The following is a 22,063-nucleotide window of genomic DNA, read 5'->3' on the forward strand; positions in this document are numbered from 1 at the left end:
AGATATTAACAGGGAGACAGATTTATAAACAGTATAAAGAGTATAGCCAGAAAGAACTGAGTCTGTGCGGATGGGTCAGGAGCAACCGGGACTCCAGGGACTTTGGGTTTCTTGTGATCAACGACGGAACTTTTTTTGAACCAATCCAGATCGTATACGGCAAAGAACTTTCAAACTTTACTGAGGTGAAAAAGCTGTCTGTCGGGACCGCGGTGATTGTGAAAGGAATTCTCACAGAGACACCGGATGCCAGACAGCCGTTTGAGATACAGGCAGAGTCCGTAGAAGTGGAGGGTGAATCTCCGTCTGATTATCCGCTTCAGAAGAAACGGCATTCGTTTGAATATCTGAGAACGATCGCCCATTTAAGGCCGAGGGCCAACACATTTCAGGCGGTGTACAGAGTCCGTTCGCTGATTGCCTATGCTATCCATAAGTTTTTTATGGAGAGAGATTTTGTCTATGTGCACACACCGATCATTTCAGGACAGGACTGTGAGGGCGCAGGGGAAATGTTTCAGGTGACAACGCTTGACCTGGAGGAACTTTCCCAGGGTAAAAAGCTGGATTACAGAGAAGATTTTTTTGAGAGAGAAACCAGCCTCACAGTCAGCGGACAGCTGAATGGAGAAGCCTTTGCCCAGGCTTTCCGAAATATCTATACGTTTGGACCGACATTTCGGGCGGAGGAAAGCAACACTACCAGGCATGCGGCAGAATTTTGGATGATCGAACCGGAGATGGCTTTTGCAGACCTGGAAGATAATATGTTGCTTGCGGAACATATGATCAAATATATCATTCAATATGTTTTGGAGCAGGCTCCGGAAGAAATGGGATTTTTTAATGAATTTGTAGACAAAGGTCTGCTGGACCGCCTGCACCATGTGGCGGAGTCAGAATTTGCAAGGATTACCTACACAGAGGCCATAGATATTTTGAAAGAGCACAATAATAAGTTTCAATATCCGGTATCCTGGGGAACTGATTTACAGACAGAGCATGAGCGGTATCTGACGGAAAAAGTATTTAAGAAGCCTGTATTTGTGACGGACTATCCGAAGGAGATTAAGGCATTTTATATGAAACAGAATCCGGATGGAAAGACGGTGGCGGCAGTGGATCTTTTGGTGCCGGGAATCGGGGAGATCATCGGGGGAAGCCAGAGAGAGGATGATCTGGAGAAACTTCAAATGCGGATGGGCGAGCTGGAAATGAATCTGTCTGACTATGATTTTTATCTGGATTTGAGAAAGTACGGTTCCACCAGACATTCAGGATTTGGGCTTGGATTTGAGAGAATGGTGATGTACGTGACGGGAATGGCAAATATCCGGGATGTGATACCGTTTCCGAGGACTGCGGGAAAATGTGAGTTTTAAACAAAATATAATAGTTGAGATGACTTAAAAATGGAAGCGGACAGTGCTTCCATTTTTTTGTATAGAATAAGCAAAAATACATATGCTATGAAAAAAGAGGTGGTTTGATGCATTCCTTATGGCAGGAAAAAATAGAGTTTCCGTATTATCCGATTTTGAAAACAGATAAGCAAGTTGATATATTATATCTGGAGGCATCCCTTCAGAACGCAGTGGAGGCTCATTTCCAAAAAGAACAGGGAAAATCTGTGATGATCATGGAAGAGAAAACTATTGCGGACATGACGGAGCTCGGAGGAATGGGAATCATTAAAGGAGAAACTAAAGAAGAGATCAAAGATCTGCACAGACTGAGGGATTATATACAGGGAAGGAATATTCCCTGTGACATGGTCGTGGAATCCGACACCTGTATCTGGGTCCATCCGATCAAACTGTTTTTGTTTATGACAGAGGGCATCGATGTATATGAACAGATGAAAGTGATGGGGCGTAAGGGCAATAAACTGGACACGGGAACCGTTTATATCACGGCAGATACGGTTGTTGAAAAGAAAGAAAAGGAACCGCTTTATGTTCACGCATTTTTAAGCAAAGAATTTCCGCGGATTGAAAAACCATACAAGGAAATGCGAAGGTACGGAGACTGCTGGCTTATCTGTACAGAGGAAGAAACAGCAGAAGGAAGTGATTTCTCCTGGATTATATGATAGAATTAAAACAAAAAATCAGGAGGACATTATGAGCAAGATTGAAGAAATCAGAAAAGAAATGGTAGCAGCCATGAAAAATAAGGATAAAGCAAGAAAAGAAGCTTTGTCTATGCTGTTAAGCGCATTAAAAAATGCACAGATCGATAAAAGAGAAGACCTCACGGAGGCCGAAGAAAATACAATTATTGCAAAAGAGATGAAGCAGACAAAAGAAACCCTGGAATCCTGTCCGGCAGAGCGCACAGATATCATTGAGGAATGTAATATACGCCTGGCGGTCATCAAAGAATTCGCTCCTGAGGAAATGAGTGAGGAGCAGATTAATTCAGAGATTGATGCGGTGCTCGCGGAACTTGGCATTGAAACTCCAACAGCAAAAGACAAAGGTAAGATCATGAAAAGCCTAATGCCAAGGGTGAAAGGAAAAGCCGACGGCAAACTTGTCAATCAGCTTGTGGCTGCAAGAATCGGATAGGGGGCTGTATGGAACATATTTTAGTGGTTGTCGACATGCAGAATGACTTCATAGACGGTGCCCTGGGGACTAAAGAAGCAAGGGAGATTGTTGAGGCAGCGGCAGAGAAGATAAGAGAGTTTAAAGGCAGTATCTACGGAACATTAGATACTCACTCTAAAGATTATCTCAGTACACAGGAAGGTAAAAATCTGCCTGTTCCCCACTGTATCCTGGGTGAAGAGGGATGGGCACTGCATCCTGATATCATGGATGCCATCTCTGAGACAGAAGCGGAAGTGATGGACTTCTGCCGGAAAGATACATTTGGCTCCATTGAACTGTGCGAACTGCTGAAGCAGAAATATGAGGGTAAGGACGCCGAGATTGAATTCATAGGCCTGTGCACTGATATCTGCGTGATATCCAATGCACTTATGGTAAAGGCGGCCCTTCCGGAAGCAAAACTGATCGTCCACGCGGACCTTTGCGCAGGAGTGACAAAAGAAAGCCATGACAATGCCCTGAGTGCAATGAAGATGTGTCAGGTGGACATACAATTCTAAATAAGAATCCTTTTGAATAAAATGGGACGGTCACACCAGCTAAAAAAAATATTTAGCTGGCGGCAGTCCCGTTTTTGTCCCTTAAAAGACTTAAAAAAATTGCTGAGTTTTTTCCGGCAGATAGTATATCCATTTTCTACATGATTGGAGTGAGGCATTCTAAGAGCCGAACGGAAATCATGTAGAAAATGTCACACATGTTCAATGTCCGTATACTCTGATATTTCCCTGTTGGTTGTCCTGAGATCTGAAACACTAAGATCATGGATATTTGCGTGGCCGGTAATGCGTCCGAACATTTCCAGCTCAGACCTGCACACATTCAGGTAGTTGCAGAGCCGTTTGGCCGAATGATCGATATGAAGCCGTTTTCTCAATTCTTCATCCTGGGTGGCAACGCCGACCGGACACTGTCCTGTGTTGCAGATACGATACTGCTGGCAGGCAGCAGCTACAAGAGCAGCCGAAGCGATCGCCACGGCATCTGCACCCATGGCCAGTGCTTTCGCAAAATCCCCCGGAAGCCTGAGTCCTCCGGTGATGACCAGATCCATGGAAAGATGATGCCGGTCCAGATATTTTCTGGCTCTGGACAGTGCAAAGATCGTAGGGATGGAAGTGTTGTCCTTTAATGTCCGTGGACTGGCACCTGTGGCCCCGCCCCGCCCGTCTATGGTGACAAAGTCGGCATCGGCATATGCAATCCATTCAAGGTCCTGTTCGATATGTCCGGCTGCGATCTTTACGCCTACCGGTCTCCCGCCGGAGGTATCTTTCAGCCAGTCTACCATTGTCTTTAAATCCTCTTTGGAATTAAGATTCGGAAACTTGGAGGGGCTGATGACATCCTCACCTAAAGGCTTATTTCTGATCTTTGCAATCTCCGGGGTAACTTTGTCTCCGGGCAGGTGTCCGCCCATGCCGGGCTTGGTCCCCTGTCCGATTTTAATTTCTATGGCATCTGCGCTGCGGAGATTTTCTTCTGTGACACTGTACAGGTTCGGAACATATTCAAATATGTACTTGTAAGCTGCCTGCCGTTCTTCGGGAAGGATTCCTCCTTCGCCGCTGCACATGGCGGTCTTGGACATGGCGCTGCCTTTTGCAAGTGCGGTTTTTAACTCTTTGGATAAGGCACCGAAAGACATATGGGATACATAGATGGGGTGATATATTTCCATTGGCTTTTTGGCTTTTTTACCGATCACTGTTTTGGTGTCCACAGGATCGCCCGCATTTAGTGGTGCCGGGTTCAGCTGAGCGCCCATGATTAAAATATCATCCCAGGATATCAAGGGCTTTAAGGTGCCCATGGCATCAACGACTGACGAACCCGTAAGAGCCATCTGATGTATGGCATCCATCTGCGGAAATTCTTTTGAATCAGATTTTGCAAAAGCATCGGGGTAAGCCAGGGGGTTATCTTTTATGGGAGAAGGAGTTCTTTTGCCTTCTGCGGGTTCAAATTTAACTTTTGATGCCTTGCAGACCGGACATGTATAGTCAGCTTCCAGCTGGGAAAAGGGGACGGATTCACTTTTCTCGTCGTAGACGTAGCCGCAGATACTGCATTTAAAAATACTCATAAAAAACCTCCGATTCGTGTTATAATAAAAAATATTGTCTTGTGTAATAGATACAGCCTTGCAATGAAATAAGAATTATTCTTATTATACCATATGAATGAGAAATTGTATCAGAGTGAAAACAATTTTTGGAGGAAGGAACATGATTTTTGAAACCCATGCTCATTATGACGATGAGCAGTTTGACAAAGACCGGGAAGAACTGCTGGATTCCATGGAGAAGAATGGGATTGGGACCATTGTAAACATTGGTTCCAATATGGAAACGTCACGGTGGACGGTAAAAGCTGCAGATAAGTATCCGTTTCTTTATGGCGCGGTGGGGGTTCATCCGTCAGATACCGGTGAAATGAAAACAGAGGATCTGGCTGAGCTTAAAAAATATGCATCAAATCCCAAGATTCTGGCTATTGGAGAGATTGGACTGGATTATTACTGGGATGAACCCGAACGTCCTATACAGAAAAAATGGTTTGAAGCACAGATGGAGCTCGCCAGGGAGACAAAGCTTCCGATGGTGATCCACAGCCGGGATGCCGCGAAAGATACAGAAGATATGATGCGGGCAGCCCGCGCCGAGGAGATTGGGGGAGTGGTTCACTGCTTTTCTTACCCAAAAGAAATGGCGAGGAAGTTTTTAGATATGGGATTTTATCTTGGAATCGGAGGAGTTGTCACATTTAAAAACAGCAGGACATTAAAAGAGGTTGTCTCCTATGCACCGCTGGACAGAATTTTGCTGGAGACGGACAGCCCTTATCTTTCTCCGGAACCAAACCGGGGAAAGAGAAATTCTTCTTTAAATCTGCCGTATGTGGCAGAACAGATTGCCGCACTCAAAGGGATCAGCACAAAGGAAGTTATTGAGGTCACAGAACAAAATGCCAGGAACATGTACCGGATGAAAGAGGTTTAGATGGAGAAGTTAAGCAGCCCTAAAAAAACAATAGAAATCATTCAAAAGTATAACTTTGATTTTCAGAAGAAGTTCGGACAGAATTTCCTGATTGACAGTCATGTGCTTGAGAAGATTATAGACGCAGCAAATATAACAAAGGACGATTTTGTGCTGGAGATCGGACCGGGTATCGGCACGATGACCCAGTATCTTTCAGAACATGCCAGGGAAGTCATGGCTGTGGAGATCGATCACAATCTGATACCGATCCTTAAAGAAACTCTGGCCGGATATGACAATGTGGAAGTGCTGAATGAAGATATTCTGAAGGTAGATATCGGAAAGATTGCAGAAAAGAAAAATCAGGGGAGACCGATCAAAGTCGTGGCAAATCTGCCCTATTATATTACAACGCCAATTATCATGGGACTGTTTGAAAAGAATGTCCCTATGGACAGCCTTACGGTTATGGTACAGAAAGAAGTGGCACAGAGGATGCAGGCAGGACCGGGTACAAAAGATTACGGTGCACTGTCACTGGCTGTCCAGTTTTACGCCGAACCGTATATTGTGGCCAATGTGCCGCCAAACTGTTTTATGCCCCGCCCGAAAGTGGGATCAGCTGTTATTTGTCTGACAAGATATAAGGATATGCCAGTAAAGGTAAAAAATGAACAGCTGATGTTTTCCATTATCAGGGCCTCTTTTAACCAGAGAAGAAAAACACTTCAGAATGGGATTAATAATAGCAGTACACTCCATTTTTCTAAAGAACAGGTAGTAGACGCTTTGGATAAAATGGGACTATCGCCGAAGATTCGTGGTGAGGCACTGAGCCTTGAACAGTTTGCAAGGCTCAGTGACCTGCTGGAGGGCTAGAGAGACAGAATCCAGTAGCCGAAGTTTCCTGTCTTTTGACAGGATTCCGGCACGGTTAAGAAATCCCTGAATCCGAAAAGTTTTGCAATGAAATTTTTTTCATTGTCAAAAACACCCGGAACTCCCAGATAGATTCTGTTTGTCTGTCTGTGCTGACATAACATCAGGTGTCCGTAATTTCCGTAGTTCAGCAGCAGAAACCCGTTGGTTTTCATGTTTTCCGGCACATGAGGAATATTTTGAAGATCCTCTACTTTGATTTTGATGCTAGGATCCAGCATATAAGAAGGAGGTAAGGGCAAGGTGGGATACTCCTTCCAGTCAAAGAGACTGGGTGTGTTCGGCACTCCCTGTTCTTTGGCTTTCTTTTCCAGTTGGAGGGCTTCAATATATTCTGCCAGCTTTGAATCAGGATCAGCAATACGTTCTTCATGCTGTCCGGCAGCTTTTTCTTCTGGAGGTTCTTCTTCGGAGGTATCCTCTTCGGTCAGTGATTCTGCGCTCATAGGTTCAGACTCCGGAATTTCCGGTTCTACATAGACACGGGGAGGCAGACCTGCCGGTTCGGGCGCCGGTTCCGGCACCGTGGATTTTGTGTCAGGGGTCCCGGCAGGAATCGGAATTTCCTGCGGAAGTTCGTCAAAAGGATCCTCTATAGGAGGAGGATCAGGAGCGCCGGACGGCGGTTCTTCTTCATCTTCCTCTGGTACTTCTTTGTCTGATGGAGAAGGATTCTGTACAGGGCGGGACTCAGGCATACTATCTTCCTGGGCAGGTTCTGACGGTTCTGTATCCGCCGGTGCGGAGCCGGAAAGGCTTTCTCCCTGAGCAGGTTCCGGCGGTTCCTGGGTTTCAGGAACAGGGACTTCTGTCCGGCCAGTTTCTTGAGACTCCCTGGTCACTTCTCTCTGAACAGCATCAGATTTCCTGACTTTTTCTGTCCGGTCAGCCTCGGGATTTTTGGACATGTCTTCTGCCGGCAGGAAATTTCGTATCGTGATCGGTTTGTCATTCCACTCTGATCCAAAGAAATGGCTGTTGGAGTGATAGATCAAAAATCCGTCTACCTGGTCCAGATCTACAACCAGAGGGTAAGTATTCTTAAACTCAATGATGGTGTCATTGCGCTGGAAGGAATCTAATAAAATGCCTTCCATGGTTCCGTGGCGGAACCGGTAAAAATAGATTTTGTACGTTAAGGCCTCGTCATTTGTTTTGACATGGAAGTATAAGCGAAGCTGTTTTTGACGCTTCTCAATTTTGGCGAATCCTGCATTTTCGCCTTTCATGCCATTGCTGTATTCGTATAGATATGAAACGATTCGTTGATATTCAGCCAATGTGATACTCTCTTTTTGATTTATTCTATGAGGAGGGACTAAAAAATATGACCGGAGGAAGACAGAATGAATGAAAATGAAAAATTTATGAAAGAAGCCATAAAACAGGCAAAGAAAGCGGCAGCTATAGGGGACGTGCCCATCGGCTGTGTCATAGTATTGGACGGAAAAATCATAGCAAGGGCTTACAATCAAAGAAATAAGAGAAAGACAACACTGGCCCATGCGGAATTACTGGCGATTGAGAAAGCCAGTAAAAAGACAGGGGACTGGCGGCTTGAAGAATGTACGATGTATATCACTCTGGAGCCGTGCCAGATGTGTGCGGGGGCTATAGTCCAGGCGAGAATACCCAAGGTTGTTATCGGGGCGATGAACCCTAAAGCGGGATGTGCAGGCTCCATTCTCAATATCCTTCAGAGGGAAGAATTCAACCATCAGGCAGAGATTGAATCGGGAGTCCTCAGAGAAGAATGCAGCCATATGATGAGCGATTTTTTCCGGGAGCTGAGAAAAAAGGGTTGACATTTTGACCAGTTTTCCGGCTTGCTGTCTTAGAGATGTAAGGCCTCCAAACTGGTCAAAATGGACGTAATATCTGCTGGAGCAGGCTGTTTAGAGACAAAAGGTGCTACCTGTGATAGTTTTTCTCTATTGTCGGAAGGAGGCCTTTCCAGAGCCGACTGGAGATAATGGAGAAAAACTCATAGGTATTTTAAATCCATTTTTTCTTTTTAAAGAACCATAGTTCTGCCGTGAAGATCAAAACACAGATGCCGATCAGGATAAAATAGCTGTACGGGTAATGAAGCTCCGGCATATTTCTGAAATTCATTCCGTACCATCCGGTAATCAGGGAAAGAGGAAAAAAGATCGTGGTAACTACGGTCAGTATTTTCATAGTTTCATTCTGCTTAATGTCCACTTGAGACTGATACATTTCACGGATCTGCAGAGCATATTCCCGGAGAAACTGAGTGTAATTGAGAAGACGTTCCGCACGGTTGGTGAGCACGGAAAAATGCCGCACGTCTGTCTGGGAAAAGAAACCGGATGAGTTTTCTTCCAGTTCACTGCCAAAATTACTGAGCTGCTGGTAATAGGCATTCATGCGGAGAAGCTTTCTGCGCACACCGATCAGGCGGTGATTTATTTTAATATCTTTTCCTGTGAGAATTTCATCCTCAATCTCGGCGAGACAGGTTTCATAATTCTGGAGCAGGAGCATATCATCTTTGATGAGAGCTTCCACGAGCAGGACAAGAAACTGGGGGAGTGATGATGCGTCGGTTATGTGTCTCTCATTTATGATCAGCTCCAAATCATTTATATGTTCTTTATCTTCAATTAGTACCAAAAGGTCTTTGGAAAGATAATAAGACAGGCAGAATTCCTTCTCTGACGGATTCTTTTTTTCAGGGATTAAGAGCGTTCCTGAAATAAAATCTGAAAAAACATCGGCCTTACAGCTGTTGATGCCATGATTCCTGACGGTGTCAAGAAATGGCTGATAAGAGCACAGGTCCGGATAATTTTGAAAATATTCTTCCGTTGTAAGCAGCTTTGCAGTGCCGTCATGCATTGGATAATTCATAGGCTCACCTTCCTTTATTCTATCAATTATAGTATTGAAAGGTAAAAAATAAAATAGAAAATAAAATAAAAGTTGACGAATGTGAACAATATTTAGTATAATCAAATCTGCACACATAATATAATCTTAATACGTCAAAAAGCTTCCGTGCAGCCGGGGAGGCAGCGGTGCCCTGTATCTGCAATCCGCTAAAGCAGAGGTGATGGCCTGTTTCGGGCTTTTCCCTGTGGAGCTGCCCTTCATAAGTGGCGTTGATGTTTGGGTCTTACGCAATGAGAATCTATGAACCGTGTCAGGTCGGGAACGAAGCAGCACTAAGTAGAACCTTTCATGTGCCGTAAGGGTGCCTGGGCTGAGTTAACTGTGGAGGTAACGTCTGTGGAGAGAGTTCAACGCAGGCTGCACGGATTTTAAAATAGAATATTTGAATTTAGAAACCGATTTTAAAGCACAGCTTTAGAATTGGTTTTTTATTGCTTAGGAAAGACCTTGTCACGCTAATGCGTGAAAGTCTTTCCTAAGCAATAAAAAACGCTCCGTGGGATGTACACAGATGCGTTTATGCATAGAACAATCAGCAGCAGGCAAATCTTCCAGTATTTGTGCTATATGCATAGACTTCGATTTCCTATAATATATATGATAAGATAGCGGCTTATTATATATTTAGATTGAAAAGAGGGAATCCATTTGGATAAAAGAAGCAATCAAATATTAAATCAACTTTTGGCAGGGGGCAGACTGCAGCTAGCGGAAATTTCTGAAAAATATCAGATTTCTGAGCGGATTGTGCGCAAAAAGATCAGAGAGCTGAATGACGAATTAAATGAAAGCGGACTGCCTTCGGTCAGTATAAACGGAGAGGGAATTTTAAGGTTTGAGGTCAGGGAAGAAGGGCTTTTGGAACAGATTCAAAAGTTTATTATGAACAATGATTTTTATACATATCACCTGTCCAAAAATGAACGAAAGACAATCCTTGCGATGCTTCTTTTGAATCAAGAGAAGTATGTGACTGCAGCCTGGATTTCAGAGTATATCAGTACGAGCAGAAACACAGTGATCAGTGATCTGAATGACCTGAAAGACTGGTTTTTGAAACATAATATGAAGCTTGTCTCTCAGGTACAAAAAGGATATATAGTGGAAGCTTCAGAGGGAGATATACGTTCCGGTATGCTGAAGCTCCTTGAGCTGAATCTGGATGAAGAAAAATATGGCGCAATGGGTGCGTTCCACGTGTTCGGACATCTTCTCCTAAAAGAAATTCAATATCAGGGACGGTATGAAACGATACAGAAGGTTTTAAGGGAAGAAGAATTGAGGCATGACTGCTTTCTTTCCGACTTCTCTTTTTCAGTGGCAGTCTATGAACTGCTGATTCTGGCTGAAAGGGTAAAAAAAGGAAAAACATTAGAACAGGAACGGCAGCCGGACTGGGAAAATGCATCCCTGAGCTCAAAATATCCGCTGAGCAGGGCTGTACTGGACCGTCTGGCAGAAGAATTTTCACTGGATATACCGGCAGCAGAAGCAGAAAATTTTGTATTCTGCCTCAGAAGAAAAAGCTATCTGAAGAGCGGAACGAATAATGTGGACCAGCTGGTGATCCCTGTTTTGATCGGGGAGGTGATTTACCGCATCATCAGCAGGTTTCGGATTAATTTTTATCTGGATTTTGCACTTTACGATCTGCTGGTGGATCACATGAAATCTTCTGTCTATCGGATGTCTTCAGGGGAGGTTCTTGAAAATCCGTTTCGGGGAGAGATTGAAAAGGGATATCCCGAAGTGTTCTGTACGGTGGAAGAATGCCTGAAACCATTGGAGGATTATCTTGGAGTGAAAGTTCCCAGAGACGAAGTTTCCTTTCTTGTCATGTATTTTGCCTCTATGCTGGAGCGGGACAAACTGGAGCGGATGAGGGAACGGAAAGTACCAGCAGTTCTCGTATGTGCCATGGGAAGGGGAACCGTCCAGCTTATGCTGGCAAAACTAAAACAGCTGGAGGATGTACTTGAAATCACGGATGTGAGATCCTCACACGAACTGAAAGATATGGGCAATATAAACGATCAGCTGGTGATTTCCACAGTGGCATTTCCCGATGGAGAGATACAAAATATTCTCATGGTCAGTCCCCTGCTGGAACAGGAGGACATTTACAGAATCCGGAGAAAGGCGACTAAGTTAAGAGAAAACTGGTCCGGAGGCCAGACGGCAGAGACAGGAAAATTTCTCAAAAAACAAAAAAAGGCCGAGAGGAATTCCCTTGGAGCTATGCTCTCGGCAGACAGGATTGCGCTGAAGCAGGAAGCCCAAAGCTGGGAGGAGGGAGTCAGGGCAGCAGGCAGGCTTCTCTATGAATCCGGGGCAGTCACCTATGAGTATATAGAAGCTATGGTTGAAAATATTAAGGTCAACGGTTCCTATGTGGTGATTTATTCCGGTATCGCAGCCCCTCACGCTGAACAGGAAAAAGGGGCCGTCAGAGAGGCGGCCAGTCTGGTGAGCCTGAAAAAACCGGTAGTATTTGGGAACAGTGAAAATGATCCGGTCAGTTATATTATAGGCCTGAGCATCTTAAATGCTAACAGCATTAACTGTGCAATCTATAATCTGGTGCGTCTGTTTTCACAGGAGGAGGCAAAAAGCCGAATTGAAGCTCAGCAGTCTCCGGAGGAGCTGCTTGAGACAATCCGGAGGCTGGAAGATGAATACTGCAGATAAGATAAGGAGCAGAACCTTTTTATGGTTCTGTTCTTTTTTTGCCAGTCAACAAGCTTATGCCAGGTTTATGTATTACGATTAGTACAATTTAGTGCTCGTTTCAACGACTTCTCTTGTCCTTTATAGGGTGTCTTCTGAGGCCTATAATAAACTTAACAAAAATACAGACCAATACACTTGAGATCGGAGGAAATCATGATCTGGGAAAACTTAAAAGACACATTGGTACAGACAGATTTGATGGCAGAAAATGAACAGGAGATATTTGAACAGTTAGGAGGTGTGTTAGTTTCAGAAGGCTGCTGTAAAGAAAGCTATGTGAGTGCATTAAGTGAAAGGGAAAAGGTTTATCCCACGGGAATCTTAGCAGGAGATATCGGTGTGGCAATACCGCACACAGATCCGTGTTATGTAGAAACAACCGGAATCGCCATTGGAGTGCTGAAAGAGCCGGTATCTTTTTTTCAGATGGGAACCAATCCAAAAGAAAATGTGAAAGTCCCGGTCAAGTTTGTCATGATGCTGGCAATCGCAGGAAAACAGCATTTGGAAGTGCTTCAGAGAGCCATTCTTTTAATTCAGGATGCAGAGGTTTTGAAAATGCTTGTAAACGCCGGGAATCCGGAGGAAATTATTCAAATCATCAAAAATAAGGAGGATTCATTATGAGGACTTACAGAATTTTATCAGCATGCGGGACGGGAATCGCAACATCAACGGTGGCATCTGAGACGTGCAAACGGCTGCTGGCAGAGAGGGGAATACCCTCAGTGGAGATCTCAGAATGCAAAGCACTTGAAGTCGTCGGGAGAGCAGAGATTTTTAATCCGGATGTGATCATCCACACCGCGGAAATTCCGGTAAACGAGTTAAAAGAGTATAAAACCTACCGGACGCTGGAATTTATCACCGGGTTCGGAGCGGAAGAGAAAGCTGATGAAATCGCAGACTATTTGAAATCATTGGAGTAAAGGAAAAAGAAAGGGAGGAAAACTATGAGTGTTTTACAGTACATCTTAGATTTAGGCTCATCTGTGGTTATGCCGCTGATCATAACCATTCTCGGACTGATCCTGGGACAGAAATTTTCCAAGGCATTCCGGTCCGGCATGACCATAGGCATCGGATTTATTGGAATTAACCTCGTCATTGGACTGATGGGGGACTTTGTAAGTCCCGCTGCGCAGGCAATGACACAGCGGTTCGGCATGAATTTATCGGTTATCGACGTAGGATGGCCGGTCAGCGCGTCCATTGCATTCGGCACACAAATTGTACCGTTTGTGTTCCTTATCTGTTTTGTCTTAAATATTATTATGCTTGCTACGAACACAACAAAGACACTGAACATTGATATTTGGAACTACTGGCACTTCATTTTAACCGGGGCACTGGTACAGTTTCTGACAGGAAGCATGATCGCGGGAGTTATAGCATCAGGCATCACCTTTATCATCATTATGAAACTGGCAGATTACTCAGCACCAAGGGTACAGGAATATTTCGGTCTTCCGGGAGTTTCCCTGCCACATACAGAGACCGTGAGCTGGGCGCCTATCTGTATCTTAATGGATAAAGTTTATGACAAAATACCGGGGATCAATAAGATCCACTTTGATGGAGAGACGATCCAGAAAAGATTTGGAATTATCGGAGAGCCGATGGTTTTAGGCCTGATTCTTGGGGCAGGTCTCGGAGCTCTGGCAGGATACGAGCCAAATAAGATTATAACCCTTGGAGTCAATATGGCTGCGGTTATGTTCATTCTGCCGAGAATGGTGAGGATTCTCATGGAAGGGCTTATGCCTTTAAGCGAAGACGCTAAGAAATTCCTGGCAAAAAAGTTTCCGGGAAAGGAAGTCAACATCGGAATGGATGCAGCCATTGCAACAGGATCTCCTATGGTAATCTCAGCCGCACTGATCATGATTCCGGTCACTCTTTTGCTGGCAGTCATCCTTCCGGGAAACAGGGTGCTGCCGCTGGTAGACCTTGCGACACTGCCGTTCTTTATGATATGGCCGGTCGTTGCATCCAAAGGAAACCTGTTCCGTTCACTAATCACAGGAACATTGATGATGATTGCAATCTTATACATTGCTACCAACTTAGCAGGAACTGCCACATTGATCGCACAGTCCACAGACTTTACGTTCCCGGCAGGTGCAAAGGCGATTTCTTCCCTGGATACAGGAGCCCATTTAGTACCGTACATTATTTATAAAATCGCAGAATTTTTCCAGATGATTTTTTAATCTTTTCACATAAGGAGGCTATATGTTATTAGAACAAGAAAGAACCAAGGTTATCGAGATCGCGTTAAAAATACAGAAGGAAAAGCTGATTCCTCTTACGTTTGGAAATTTCAGCCTGAGGGATCCGGAGACAGGGTATGTGTGCATCACCCCCAGTGGAATGCCCTATGAGACCCTTCATCCTTCTGACATAGTGGTTGTAAGTGTTGATAACCAGATTATCGAAGGGGAACGCCGTCCATCCATCGAAATGCCGCTTCACACTGCCATGTACCGCAGACGGCCGGATGTGTTCGGTGTGGTCCACACCCACTCTACCTACTGTACGGCATGGGCCTGTGTGGACGGAGGAATGCCTTGCATCACCTCGGAGGCGGCAGGTCTGGTAGGCGGAAATATTCGCTGTGCCGCTTTTGTACCGCCTGGAAGCGATGAGCTGGCAGAAGTGACCTCAGAGGCAATCGGAGACGACAAAGCAGTGCTGATGGGAAATCACGGAGCAATCTGTATTGACGAGACAATCGACAAGGCATATAACGACGCGATTGTACTGGAAGAGAGCGCGAAGGTGGCATTTCTGTCTTATCAGATGGGAAATGTCAATACGCTGGAAGATCAGATGTGTAAATTTCTGAAAGAAGACACAGATCAAAACTATGGACAGAAATAAGAATTAGGAGGATGGTAACATGCAGGGGAAAATGAAAGCACAGATGTTTTATGCACCGGGAGATGTAAGGTTTGAGGAGACGGATATTCCTCAGATTAAAGATGATGAGGTATTGGTTCAGGTAAAAGCGGCGCTGACCTGCGGCACAGACCTGAAAACATACAGGAGAGGACATCCGACGATTATCACTTCTGTACCTTCCACATTCGGCCATGAGTTTTCCGGAGTGGTTGTGGAGGCAGGAAAGGACGTTACAAAATTCAAGGTAGGAGACCGGATCGTGGGAGCCAATACCGCCCCGTGTTTTGAGTGTGAGCATTGTAAAAACAAGAGATACAGCCTTTGTGAAAATCTGCAGTACCTGAACGGCGCTTACTCTGAGTATGTAGCTGTACCGGCGCACATCCTGAAATACAATTTCTACCGTGTCCCTGATCATCTGCCGTTTGAACAGGCGGCTCTGCTGGAGCCCCTGGCATGCGCGGTCCACGGAAGCGACCGGATACCGGCCAAGGTGGGAGACACCGTCGCAGTCATCGGAGCAGGACCCATCGGACTTATGTTTATGAAGCTGTTAAGCCTGAAAGGATGCAGAGTCATAGCCGTAGATTTGTCAGATTACCGCCTGGAGCAGTCTGAGAAATTCGGGGTATGGAAAACTGTCAATGCCTCTGGGGAAGAACATATAAATCAAGTGAGAGATTTGTGCGGCGGAAAAGGAGCCGATGTGGTCGTGGAAGCAACCGGATTCCCGGAAGTCTGGGAAAATGCAGTAAATATGGTCAGACCCGGAGGAACGGTTCTTGCATTCGGGGGCACAAAGGCAGGCACAAGTATCACCCTGGACTGTCAGAAGTTCCACTATGAGGAGATCACACTGAAGGCCGTTTACCATCATACACCGTATCATGTACAGCTGGCGCTGAAACTGCTGTCCAACGGGCAGATCGACGGCAGTCTGTTCATCACAGGGCATTATCCTTTAGAAAAAGCCATTGATGCACTGGAGAGCATCGGCAGGCAGGAAGGCATCAAATACGCAATTATCCCTTAAAATAAATTTCCTTCGGGCTTGGCGCGCTTTGCTTCATAGGTTACAATAGTTATTGTATGTATGTTGTTTGAAATGGAGGGTCTTATGAGTACGATTACGGTGATTGGAGCAGGAGTGATGGCATCAAGCCTTTCCTTTCCTGCTGTGGAAAACGGAAATGAGATGCGTCTTACGGGGACACCGCTGGACAGGGAGATTATTGATTCGGTAAAGGCAAACCGTTACCATCCCACACTGAAAAGAACACTGCCCGAGGGCGTAAAGGCATTTCAGATCGAAGAGCTGGATGCCGCGCTTGACGGCTGTGATGCAGTGATTCTGGGAGTCAGCAGCTTTGGGGTAGATTGGTTTATTGAAAATGCCCTGGCAAAGATACCGGATAAAATACCGGTGATCGCAGTGACTAAGGGTGTTGAGGTATATGACGACGGGATGATAAAGACGTTTCCCGAACTGTTTGCATCAAATGTAGAGAATGGTAAGAGCCACGAATTTTGTGCCATCGGAGGGCCCTGCAGATGCTATGAGCTGGCAGATCATGATGATACGAGAGTCGCATTCTGCGGAAAGAACATGGAAGTCCTTGAGTTCTTTAAAAAGCTTTTAGAGAGGCCGTATTATCATATTGATTTGACGCAGGATGTGGCCGGGCTGGAAATTGCGGTTGCCCTTAAAAATGCATATGCCCTTGGAGTCAGCCTTGGCATCGGTCTGGAAGAAAAGCAGCAGAAATATATGTGCAACACGCAGTCTGCACTGTTTGGACAGAGCTCTTATGAGATCATGAAATTTGTCCAGTACATGGGAGGAAATGTTGAAAACTCCATTCACGGAATCGGCGACCTGTATGTGACCGTCATGGGCGGCCGTTCAAAGGAAATCGGCAAAAGACTTGGAGCTGGAATGCCATATGAACAGGCTATGGAAGAACTCAAAGGTGTGACTTTAGAATCAGTGGTCATCGCCCGGCGGGCGGCGAAAGCTGTTAGAATTCTTTCTGAGAAAAATCAGATAAAAAAAGAAGATTTTCCTCTGATTTTACATATTGATGATGTTTTACAGCATGGATCAATGCTCGATATACCTTGGAAAAAGTTCAGAGTAAATGAGTAAGTATGACATTTTGACCAGTTTTCCGGCTTGCTGTCTCAGAGATGTAAGATTTTCTAACTTTCAGTAAAGTCTCTGCGGTGGCCCGTTCGGAACTCGCTGACGCTCAGACAGCCTCACTGTGCTTTGCACACCACCTCCGAGCCTTTTCTGAAAGAAGAAAAACTAACATCTCTTCGAATGCAAGGCCTCCAAACTGGTCAAAATGGACGTAATATCTACTGGATAAGTATCCATCAAACAAATGGAACTGTCCAACGATAGTTTTTTAGCACTATTGGAGGGATGCATTTCAAAAGCGCGACGGAAATAGCGGTAAATGACTTATTAAGTTCAGATTATATATCTCCGGGACGGCATAAAGGCGTTTCGGAGATATCGGCAGTTGTAAGGAGGTACACATGGAGTTAGGGTTATCGGGAAAGACGGCAGTCGTTACAGGGGGAGCAAAAGGCTTTGGACGGGCAGTCTGTCGGGTGCTGGCTGAGGAAGGCGCCAATGTGGTCATGAATTACCGGTCAGGAAAGGACGAGGCGGAGGCACTGATCCGCCAAATGAACCAGGAGTGTCCCGGAAAGGTCTTTGGATTTCAGGGAGATATGATGGAGGAGTCCGACAGGAAAGGACTGTTTTTGGCTGCCTGTGAACAGTTTGGGGGCGCAGATATCCTCGTGAACAATGCGGCCTCCTGGACAACTTCCATGGCTGCAAAAATGCCGGAAGAAGATTTTCGCAGAGTTCTGGAGATGAATCTGACAGTGCCGTTTCTGCTTTCTCAAAAGCTGATCTGCCATCTCACGGAGTCAGGAAAAAAGGGAAGTATTTTAAATGTGGTTTCCAAAGCGGGCATCATGGGATCGAAAAGAAATCATTCTCATTATGCATCATCGAAAGCCGGCTTGATCGGGCTTACGAAATCTCTTGCCAGGGAAACTGCAGAATACGGAATTACTGTAAATGCCATTGCTCCGGGATATATGAAGACGGACATGCTGATGAAATCTTTTAAAGATAAAAAAGATGAAGAAGAACAGAACAAAAAGATACCCATAGGAAGAATTGCAGATCCTAGAGAAGTGGCAAATGCGGCCGTCTTCCTTGTGTCAGAGAGGGCTTCCTATTTTACCGGTATTACGTTTGATGCCACAGGAGGAATGCTGATGCGCTGAGCTGGTTACAAAAATTTCACAGTTGTAAGTTTGAAAGCTTTCTGTACTCGTGATAAAATATTCTTTAGAACTGACAGGCATAGGAGAACCAGATACGATACAATTCAGAAAGAGGTGTGAATTCTATGGCAAAGATTGAATTACCTGATGTAAAGGATATTTTTTTAGAATACCGGAAAATGCAGCTGTTATATCAGTCAGCGCTGAAAGAGATCGGAACAAAGCTTGAAATTTTAAATGACGAATTTAAATTTGTACACAAATATAATCCGATCGAACATATCGAATCCCGGATGAAAAGTGAAGAGAGTATTGTCCGAAAGCTCATGAAAAAAGGGCAGGACATTACCGTAGAAAACATTGAGAGATATATTGACGATGTGGCAGGGATCAGAGTTATCTGCTCCTTTACCCCGGATATTTACCGGATCGTAGATATGATCTCCAATCAGGATGATATTGAAGTTGTAAAGACCAAAGATTACATGGTCAATCCAAAACCCAGCGGGTACAGGAGTTATCACATGATTGTGAAAGTTCCGATCTTTCTCTCAGATACAGTCGTTCCAACAAGGGTAGAGATACAGATCCGCACGGTTGCCATGGACTTTTGGGCGTCCCTGGAACATAAAATATATTACAAGTATGACGGACATGCTCCGGAATATATCCGGTCAGAACTTCGGGAATGTGCAGAGATGATCAGTTATCTGGACAGCAAGATGCTGGCCATCAATGAAGAGATTCACAGCCTTAAACAGGAGGATATGCGCAGATAACTTAAAAATTTTGTACCTTTTTTCTCTTCTTTCTCATAGTATATTATCAGTAGAGAAAAGGAGCAGCGAAAATGATGGATCGTGAAGGTTTGGGTGATCTGCCTACATTTGATATGGAGTCTCTTTCCAGAAAGCCGATGGTGATGATGGATGAGCAGGATGAGGACGATTATCAGTACATTACGAAGATGTATGGACCGGTTGCAGGTAAAGTACTTGAGTACATTGAGGATGCCTGCGATCAGCTGGAGTACAAGGGAAGTATGATGTTTGACGAGTATCTGGACCGCACGGGGGTTCTTGTACTTGCCGATCATATCTATGACAAGATCAAGGAAATGGAAAAAGAAGACTGTATTAAAAAAGACCGCCTTCTTTATCAGATGGTATGCACACTGCTGGGAGGAGAACTCTATCACCGCAGATGCCGTTACAGGAGAAAATGCAGAATGTTTTCTGATTAAAAAACATATGTATGAAGACAGAGATGCCGCAAAACAGCTGGAGTACAGTTGTTTTGCGGCATCTTTTGTCAGTCGGTGCCGGGTTTGTTCTGCCATGCTTTATAAATTTCTTCCTTTGAGGAAGAAGGATAGAGTCTGATCATACGGCAAATGGAGGCGATAGTCTGAGGATCTTCCTCTAAGGCATCGGCTATCTCTGCCTCAGTTTTTCCTCGCTGCATCTTTTTTTGAACCAGATCAATTACTTTGGTATATTCTCCTTCTTTTCTGCTGTATTCCATTTGGGTGACGTAATCTGAAAGATTTTTTTGGCGGAACAAATATTCGTCCATACGTTCAGGATCGCGTTCCAGCAATTCAAGTTCTCTGATGGCTTCTTCAATATAAGGATCTTTTTCTATCATGGCACGTTCCTCCTCTCCCTCTGCGCAAATAAAACATGCCGATTGATATAACTTTTTATGCTCTTTTTTTACCTGTGAAGAATTTAGTTTTTGTAACTCTATCACATGTATTTCCCACTGATCGCTGTATAGATTGTGTCTGCTGTCCTCTCTCATATGAAAAGAGGAATAAAAATAATCGGTGTCAGCCAGCTGATTGAAACCAAGAATACTGATATGAATGGTCTTAACACAGTTGGTATAAGCTTCTCCTGATTTTAAATCCTGAGTGTAAACTTTTGCTAAATAGGACAGCGATCTTCTGTCCCAGTGTGTGTAGGGCAGTACCTGCATCTCTATGTTAATTTTTCCGGTCCCTTCCACTATGGTATACAAATCAAGTATGGAAAGCTTTCCTTCCAGAAGATCTTTGGAAAGGTGGCGGTCTTTTATATGAATGGTCCCGATCTTTTCAGGAGGAATATGCAGGATACTGCTTAAAAATCCCCGGAGTATCTTAGGCTGCTTCATGATATGTGTGAAAGCATAGTCATTTTTAAGTGATATATTGTTAGACTTTTTCATCTTTTGTTATCTCCTTTAGTTTATCATATATGGAAATGTTTTTCAATATCACCTAGTATTTTACAATATAATCACTAAAATGTAAAATTATGTATTTTTGGAGATCCAGAGAGTATTTTTATGAGATAACTAAAAGGATCTCCTTCCCTAGCCTGCACTTTGTTAAATCATTTTCTGACTCGCTTTGTATTCTGCCGTCTGAAAGCATGTCTTCAAATTCTTTTCTGGATAACTGCAGTTTTTCACGCAGTATTACCGATACTTTTACATCTGATGCATCATTACTTCTGATATGCAGCCTAACAGGTCCGTCAAATGCAGCACATCCGGTTATCTTGTAATCATATGGACCGATTTTGCAGCCATTTCGTTTCAACAAATCTGTATTCATAGCATATTTATGGGCAAGTATTTGATCATTGCCGTGGAATTTATCCAGAAGTTCTCTGCTCACTGCTTTTGGATGGATTCTGGATAAGACAGTCAGATTCCATGTGGCTTCACAGCCGGAACATTTATAAATAAGCCAGACGTCCAGGTATTTTCTCTGTGCATTAACCCTAAACTGTCCGGAACTGACAAACTCTTTTTGTCTTCCGCATTTTTTGCAGTATCGCACTGCTGGAGGCGGAGTTAAGTACTGTACCTCCCAGACAACCGTTCTGAGAAACTTATTTTTCATAAAATCTCCTTCCTGTTCTAAATTAGATTAGGAAAGAAAAAAGGCGGATTTTCTAAAATTCGCTTCACAATGTCACCTCCTGAATTAGTTATTCTGAAAAAATTCTATCACTCATTTCCGTCAGTACAAACCTCATCCTTTTTTATGAAAAAAAGATGAGCCAATACGGTTTTTATATCCGTATCGGCTCACCTTTACATGTTATGGATCATTTTCTCCTGCCGGATGATTCTTTGAATGCTTTTCAGAGACAGAAAATATTTTTCGGATAATAGATCCTGGCTCTCTCCTGCAAGATACTCACTAAATATTTGTGCATTGCGCTTTTGAAAATACTTTAGAGATGAGGCAGAAGTCCCACGGGGCTTTTTTCTGTCCGATCTTCTTGGTATATAAATGCTCTCCCCTTCTACATATTTTTGGATTTCTTTAAGAAGTTCAAGGGGAAGTATATGTTTTGCTTTCTTATAGCTCATACTGCTCTCCTAAAATAAAAATATTAAATCGGAACAGCAAGGGCTATTTGTCGAGAGTGAAACGTTATAAATCATGCTGTTATTCAGCATGGCTGCAAATAGCTCCCTGCTATGCAGCAAAAACAATGGGATCAGGCATATGAATTTTCCTCCTCTTTTATTTATAGTTATTATATCATTTTCTGAAAAAAATAATAGCCTTAGATTATCAGCGCCGAGTCTGAATTCATAATTTGGTCTTTGTAATTTTTTACTATCACCGTCAAGCAGTCTGCTGCTCTTAAACTTTCCTTA

The 22,063-nt window shown here is 44.1% G+C and carries 23 protein-coding genes and 1 other RNA gene; 18 read left to right on the forward strand and 6 right to left on the reverse strand.

Going from position 1 to position 22,063, the window contains the following annotated elements:
- The first annotated feature begins 20 nt into the window (after positions 1-20).
- The 4 genes from asnS (at position 21) to DWV34_RS15765 (ending at position 3,115) form a co-directional block, all read left to right on the forward strand.
- Positions 21-1,382, forward strand: coding sequence for an asparagine--tRNA ligase (gene asnS / locus DWV34_RS15750; protein WP_408628272.1), 1,362 nt, complete (start codon positions 21-23; stop codon positions 1,380-1,382).
- A 107-nt stretch (positions 1,383-1,489) separates the two neighbouring features.
- Positions 1,490-2,092 (forward strand): hypothetical protein, encoded by a 603-nt coding sequence (locus DWV34_RS15755; protein WP_006565487.1) that lies wholly within the window; start codon positions 1,490-1,492, stop codon positions 2,090-2,092.
- 31 nt (positions 2,093-2,123) lie between these two features.
- On the forward strand, positions 2,124-2,570 hold the full coding sequence (locus DWV34_RS15760) for a GatB/YqeY domain-containing protein (RefSeq protein WP_022260665.1): 447 nt from the start codon (positions 2,124-2,126) through the stop codon (positions 2,568-2,570).
- Between the two features lie 8 nt (positions 2,571-2,578).
- Positions 2,579-3,115, forward strand: a complete 537-nt coding sequence (locus DWV34_RS15765) for a cysteine hydrolase family protein (RefSeq protein ID WP_006565489.1) — start codon at positions 2,579-2,581, stop codon at positions 3,113-3,115.
- A 191-nt stretch (positions 3,116-3,306) separates the two neighbouring features.
- Here the strand turns inward: DWV34_RS15765 and DWV34_RS15770 are convergent, their stop codons facing one another.
- Entirely contained in the window at positions 3,307-4,701 is a 1,395-nt protein-coding gene (locus DWV34_RS15770; protein ID WP_009291235.1) for a glutamate synthase-related protein, read from the reverse strand.
- 142 nt (positions 4,702-4,843) lie between these two features.
- Here DWV34_RS15770 and DWV34_RS15775 point away from each other — a divergent pair, with 142 nt between their 5' ends.
- The gene (locus tag DWV34_RS15775) at positions 4,844-5,617 is read left to right on the forward strand and encodes a TatD family hydrolase (protein WP_009291236.1); all 774 of its coding nucleotides are present in this window, start codon (positions 4,844-4,846) and stop codon (positions 5,615-5,617) included.
- Positions 5,618-6,478 (forward strand): 16S rRNA (adenine(1518)-N(6)/adenine(1519)-N(6))-dimethyltransferase RsmA, encoded by an 861-nt coding sequence (gene rsmA / locus DWV34_RS15780; RefSeq protein WP_009291237.1) that lies wholly within the window; start codon positions 5,618-5,620, stop codon positions 6,476-6,478.
- Here the strand turns inward: rsmA and DWV34_RS15785 are convergent.
- Complete coding sequence (locus tag DWV34_RS15785; protein WP_022260666.1) at positions 6,475-7,818, reverse strand: DUF6128 domain-containing protein; 1,344 nt, start codon at positions 7,816-7,818, stop codon at positions 6,475-6,477. The genes rsmA and DWV34_RS15785 overlap by 4 nt on opposite strands.
- A gap of 66 nt (positions 7,819-7,884) precedes the next feature.
- On the opposite strand from DWV34_RS15785, the gene tadA reads away from it, so the two are divergent.
- A complete protein-coding gene (gene tadA, locus DWV34_RS15790) occupies positions 7,885-8,343 on the forward strand; it encodes a tRNA adenosine(34) deaminase TadA (protein WP_009291239.1) in 459 nt (152 codons plus the stop codon).
- Positions 8,344-8,533: 190 nt separating this feature from the next.
- On the opposite strand, the gene DWV34_RS15795 is transcribed toward tadA, so the two are convergent.
- Positions 8,534-9,412 carry a magnesium transporter CorA family protein gene (locus tag DWV34_RS15795; protein ID WP_009291240.1) on the reverse strand — a complete coding sequence of 293 codons (879 nt, stop codon included), beginning with the start codon at positions 9,410-9,412 and terminating at the stop codon, positions 8,534-8,536.
- 145 nt (positions 9,413-9,557) lie between these two features.
- On the opposite strand from DWV34_RS15795, the gene ffs reads away from it, so the two are divergent.
- From ffs to DWV34_RS15850, 11 genes are all read left to right on the forward strand, one after another.
- Positions 9,558-9,819: signal recognition particle sRNA large type (ffs, locus tag DWV34_RS15800), an RNA gene on the forward strand.
- Positions 9,820-10,102: 283 nt separating this feature from the next.
- Entirely contained in the window at positions 10,103-12,142 is a 2,040-nt protein-coding gene (locus DWV34_RS15805; RefSeq protein WP_009291241.1) for a BglG family transcription antiterminator, read from the forward strand.
- Between the two features lie 195 nt (positions 12,143-12,337).
- A complete protein-coding gene (locus tag DWV34_RS15810) occupies positions 12,338-12,811 on the forward strand; it encodes a PTS sugar transporter subunit IIA (RefSeq protein WP_006565497.1) in 474 nt (157 codons plus the stop codon).
- Positions 12,808-13,113 carry a hypothetical protein gene (locus DWV34_RS15815; protein ID WP_006565498.1) on the forward strand — a complete coding sequence of 102 codons (306 nt, stop codon included), beginning with the start codon at positions 12,808-12,810 and terminating at the stop codon, positions 13,111-13,113. The genes DWV34_RS15810 and DWV34_RS15815 overlap by 4 nt, the downstream gene beginning before the upstream one ends.
- A 24-nt stretch (positions 13,114-13,137) precedes the next feature.
- Positions 13,138-14,397, forward strand: a complete 1,260-nt coding sequence (locus DWV34_RS15820; protein WP_006565499.1) for a PTS galactitol transporter subunit IIC — start codon at positions 13,138-13,140, stop codon at positions 14,395-14,397.
- A 22-nt stretch (positions 14,398-14,419) separates the two neighbouring features.
- A complete protein-coding gene (locus DWV34_RS15825) occupies positions 14,420-15,067 on the forward strand; it encodes a class II aldolase/adducin family protein (RefSeq protein ID WP_006565500.1) in 648 nt (215 codons plus the stop codon).
- A gap of 19 nt (positions 15,068-15,086) precedes the next feature.
- Positions 15,087-16,121, forward strand: a complete 1,035-nt coding sequence (locus DWV34_RS15830; RefSeq protein WP_006565501.1) for a zinc-dependent alcohol dehydrogenase — start codon at positions 15,087-15,089, stop codon at positions 16,119-16,121.
- An 84-nt stretch (positions 16,122-16,205) separates the two neighbouring features.
- Positions 16,206-17,234, forward strand: coding sequence for a glycerol-3-phosphate dehydrogenase (locus DWV34_RS15835; protein WP_118476630.1), 1,029 nt, complete (start codon positions 16,206-16,208; stop codon positions 17,232-17,234).
- Positions 17,235-17,632: 398 nt separating this feature from the next.
- Positions 17,633-18,400: an SDR family NAD(P)-dependent oxidoreductase gene (locus DWV34_RS15840; protein WP_118476631.1), complete on the forward strand. Its 768-nt coding sequence runs from the start codon at positions 17,633-17,635 to the stop codon at positions 18,398-18,400.
- 125 nt (positions 18,401-18,525) lie between these two features.
- Positions 18,526-19,179 carry a GTP pyrophosphokinase gene (locus DWV34_RS15845; RefSeq protein WP_006568013.1) on the forward strand — a complete coding sequence of 218 codons (654 nt, stop codon included), beginning with the start codon at positions 18,526-18,528 and terminating at the stop codon, positions 19,177-19,179.
- Between the two features lie 71 nt (positions 19,180-19,250).
- Positions 19,251-19,643, forward strand: coding sequence for a hypothetical protein (locus tag DWV34_RS15850; protein ID WP_006568012.1), 393 nt, complete (start codon positions 19,251-19,253; stop codon positions 19,641-19,643).
- Positions 19,644-19,711: 68 nt separating this feature from the next.
- Here the strand turns inward: DWV34_RS15850 and DWV34_RS15855 are convergent, their stop codons facing one another.
- From DWV34_RS15855 to DWV34_RS15865, 3 genes are all read right to left on the reverse strand, one after another.
- On the reverse strand, positions 19,712-20,611 hold the full coding sequence (locus DWV34_RS15855; RefSeq protein ID WP_118476632.1) for an Rpn family recombination-promoting nuclease/putative transposase: 900 nt from the start codon (positions 20,609-20,611) through the stop codon (positions 19,712-19,714).
- Between the two features lie 118 nt (positions 20,612-20,729).
- A complete protein-coding gene (locus DWV34_RS15860) occupies positions 20,730-21,293 on the reverse strand; it encodes a DUF1062 domain-containing protein (RefSeq protein ID WP_118476633.1) in 564 nt (187 codons plus the stop codon).
- 194 nt (positions 21,294-21,487) lie between these two features.
- On the reverse strand, positions 21,488-21,769 hold the full coding sequence (locus tag DWV34_RS15865) for a CD3324 family protein (protein ID WP_118476634.1): 282 nt from the start codon (positions 21,767-21,769) through the stop codon (positions 21,488-21,490).
- Positions 21,770-22,063 lie beyond the last annotated feature (294 nt).

The organism is Anaerostipes sp. AF04-45 (assembly GCF_003461725.1).
GTDB lineage: Bacteria > Bacillota > Clostridia > Lachnospirales > Lachnospiraceae > Anaerostipes > Anaerostipes caccae.

Excerpts from the sequence above, each read along its gene's own strand:
- DWV34_RS15755 (WP_006565487.1), top strand. The coding sequence starts at position 1,490 with ATGCATTCCTTATGGCAGGAAAAAATAGAGTTTCCGTATTATCCGATT.
- DWV34_RS15760 (WP_022260665.1), top strand. The coding sequence starts at position 2,124 with ATGAGCAAGATTGAAGAAATCAGAAAAGAAATGGTAGCAGCCATGAAA.
- DWV34_RS15765 (WP_006565489.1), top strand. The coding sequence starts at position 2,579 with ATGGAACATATTTTAGTGGTTGTCGACATGCAGAATGACTTCATAGAC.
- DWV34_RS15770 (WP_009291235.1), bottom strand. The coding sequence starts at position 4,701 with ATGAGTATTTTTAAATGCAGTATCTGCGGCTACGTCTACGACGAGAAA.
- DWV34_RS15775 (WP_009291236.1), top strand. The coding sequence starts at position 4,844 with ATGATTTTTGAAACCCATGCTCATTATGACGATGAGCAGTTTGACAAA.
- rsmA (WP_009291237.1), top strand. The coding sequence starts at position 5,618 with ATGGAGAAGTTAAGCAGCCCTAAAAAAACAATAGAAATCATTCAAAAG.
- tadA (WP_009291239.1), top strand. The coding sequence starts at position 7,885 with ATGAATGAAAATGAAAAATTTATGAAAGAAGCCATAAAACAGGCAAAG.
- DWV34_RS15795 (WP_009291240.1), bottom strand. The coding sequence starts at position 9,412 with ATGAATTATCCAATGCATGACGGCACTGCAAAGCTGCTTACAACGGAA.
- DWV34_RS15810 (WP_006565497.1), top strand. The coding sequence starts at position 12,338 with ATGATCTGGGAAAACTTAAAAGACACATTGGTACAGACAGATTTGATG.
- DWV34_RS15815 (WP_006565498.1), top strand. The coding sequence starts at position 12,808 with ATGAGGACTTACAGAATTTTATCAGCATGCGGGACGGGAATCGCAACA.
- DWV34_RS15820 (WP_006565499.1), top strand. The coding sequence starts at position 13,138 with ATGAGTGTTTTACAGTACATCTTAGATTTAGGCTCATCTGTGGTTATG.
- DWV34_RS15825 (WP_006565500.1), top strand. The coding sequence starts at position 14,420 with ATGTTATTAGAACAAGAAAGAACCAAGGTTATCGAGATCGCGTTAAAA.
- DWV34_RS15830 (WP_006565501.1), top strand. The coding sequence starts at position 15,087 with ATGCAGGGGAAAATGAAAGCACAGATGTTTTATGCACCGGGAGATGTA.
- DWV34_RS15835 (WP_118476630.1), top strand. The coding sequence starts at position 16,206 with ATGAGTACGATTACGGTGATTGGAGCAGGAGTGATGGCATCAAGCCTT.
- DWV34_RS15840 (WP_118476631.1), top strand. The coding sequence starts at position 17,633 with ATGGAGTTAGGGTTATCGGGAAAGACGGCAGTCGTTACAGGGGGAGCA.
- DWV34_RS15845 (WP_006568013.1), top strand. The coding sequence starts at position 18,526 with ATGGCAAAGATTGAATTACCTGATGTAAAGGATATTTTTTTAGAATAC.
- DWV34_RS15850 (WP_006568012.1), top strand. The coding sequence starts at position 19,251 with ATGATGGATCGTGAAGGTTTGGGTGATCTGCCTACATTTGATATGGAG.
- DWV34_RS15855 (WP_118476632.1), bottom strand. The coding sequence starts at position 20,611 with ATGAAAAAGTCTAACAATATATCACTTAAAAATGACTATGCTTTCACA.
- DWV34_RS15860 (WP_118476633.1), bottom strand. The coding sequence starts at position 21,293 with ATGAAAAATAAGTTTCTCAGAACGGTTGTCTGGGAGGTACAGTACTTA.
- DWV34_RS15865 (WP_118476634.1), bottom strand. The coding sequence starts at position 21,769 with ATGAGCTATAAGAAAGCAAAACATATACTTCCCCTTGAACTTCTTAAA.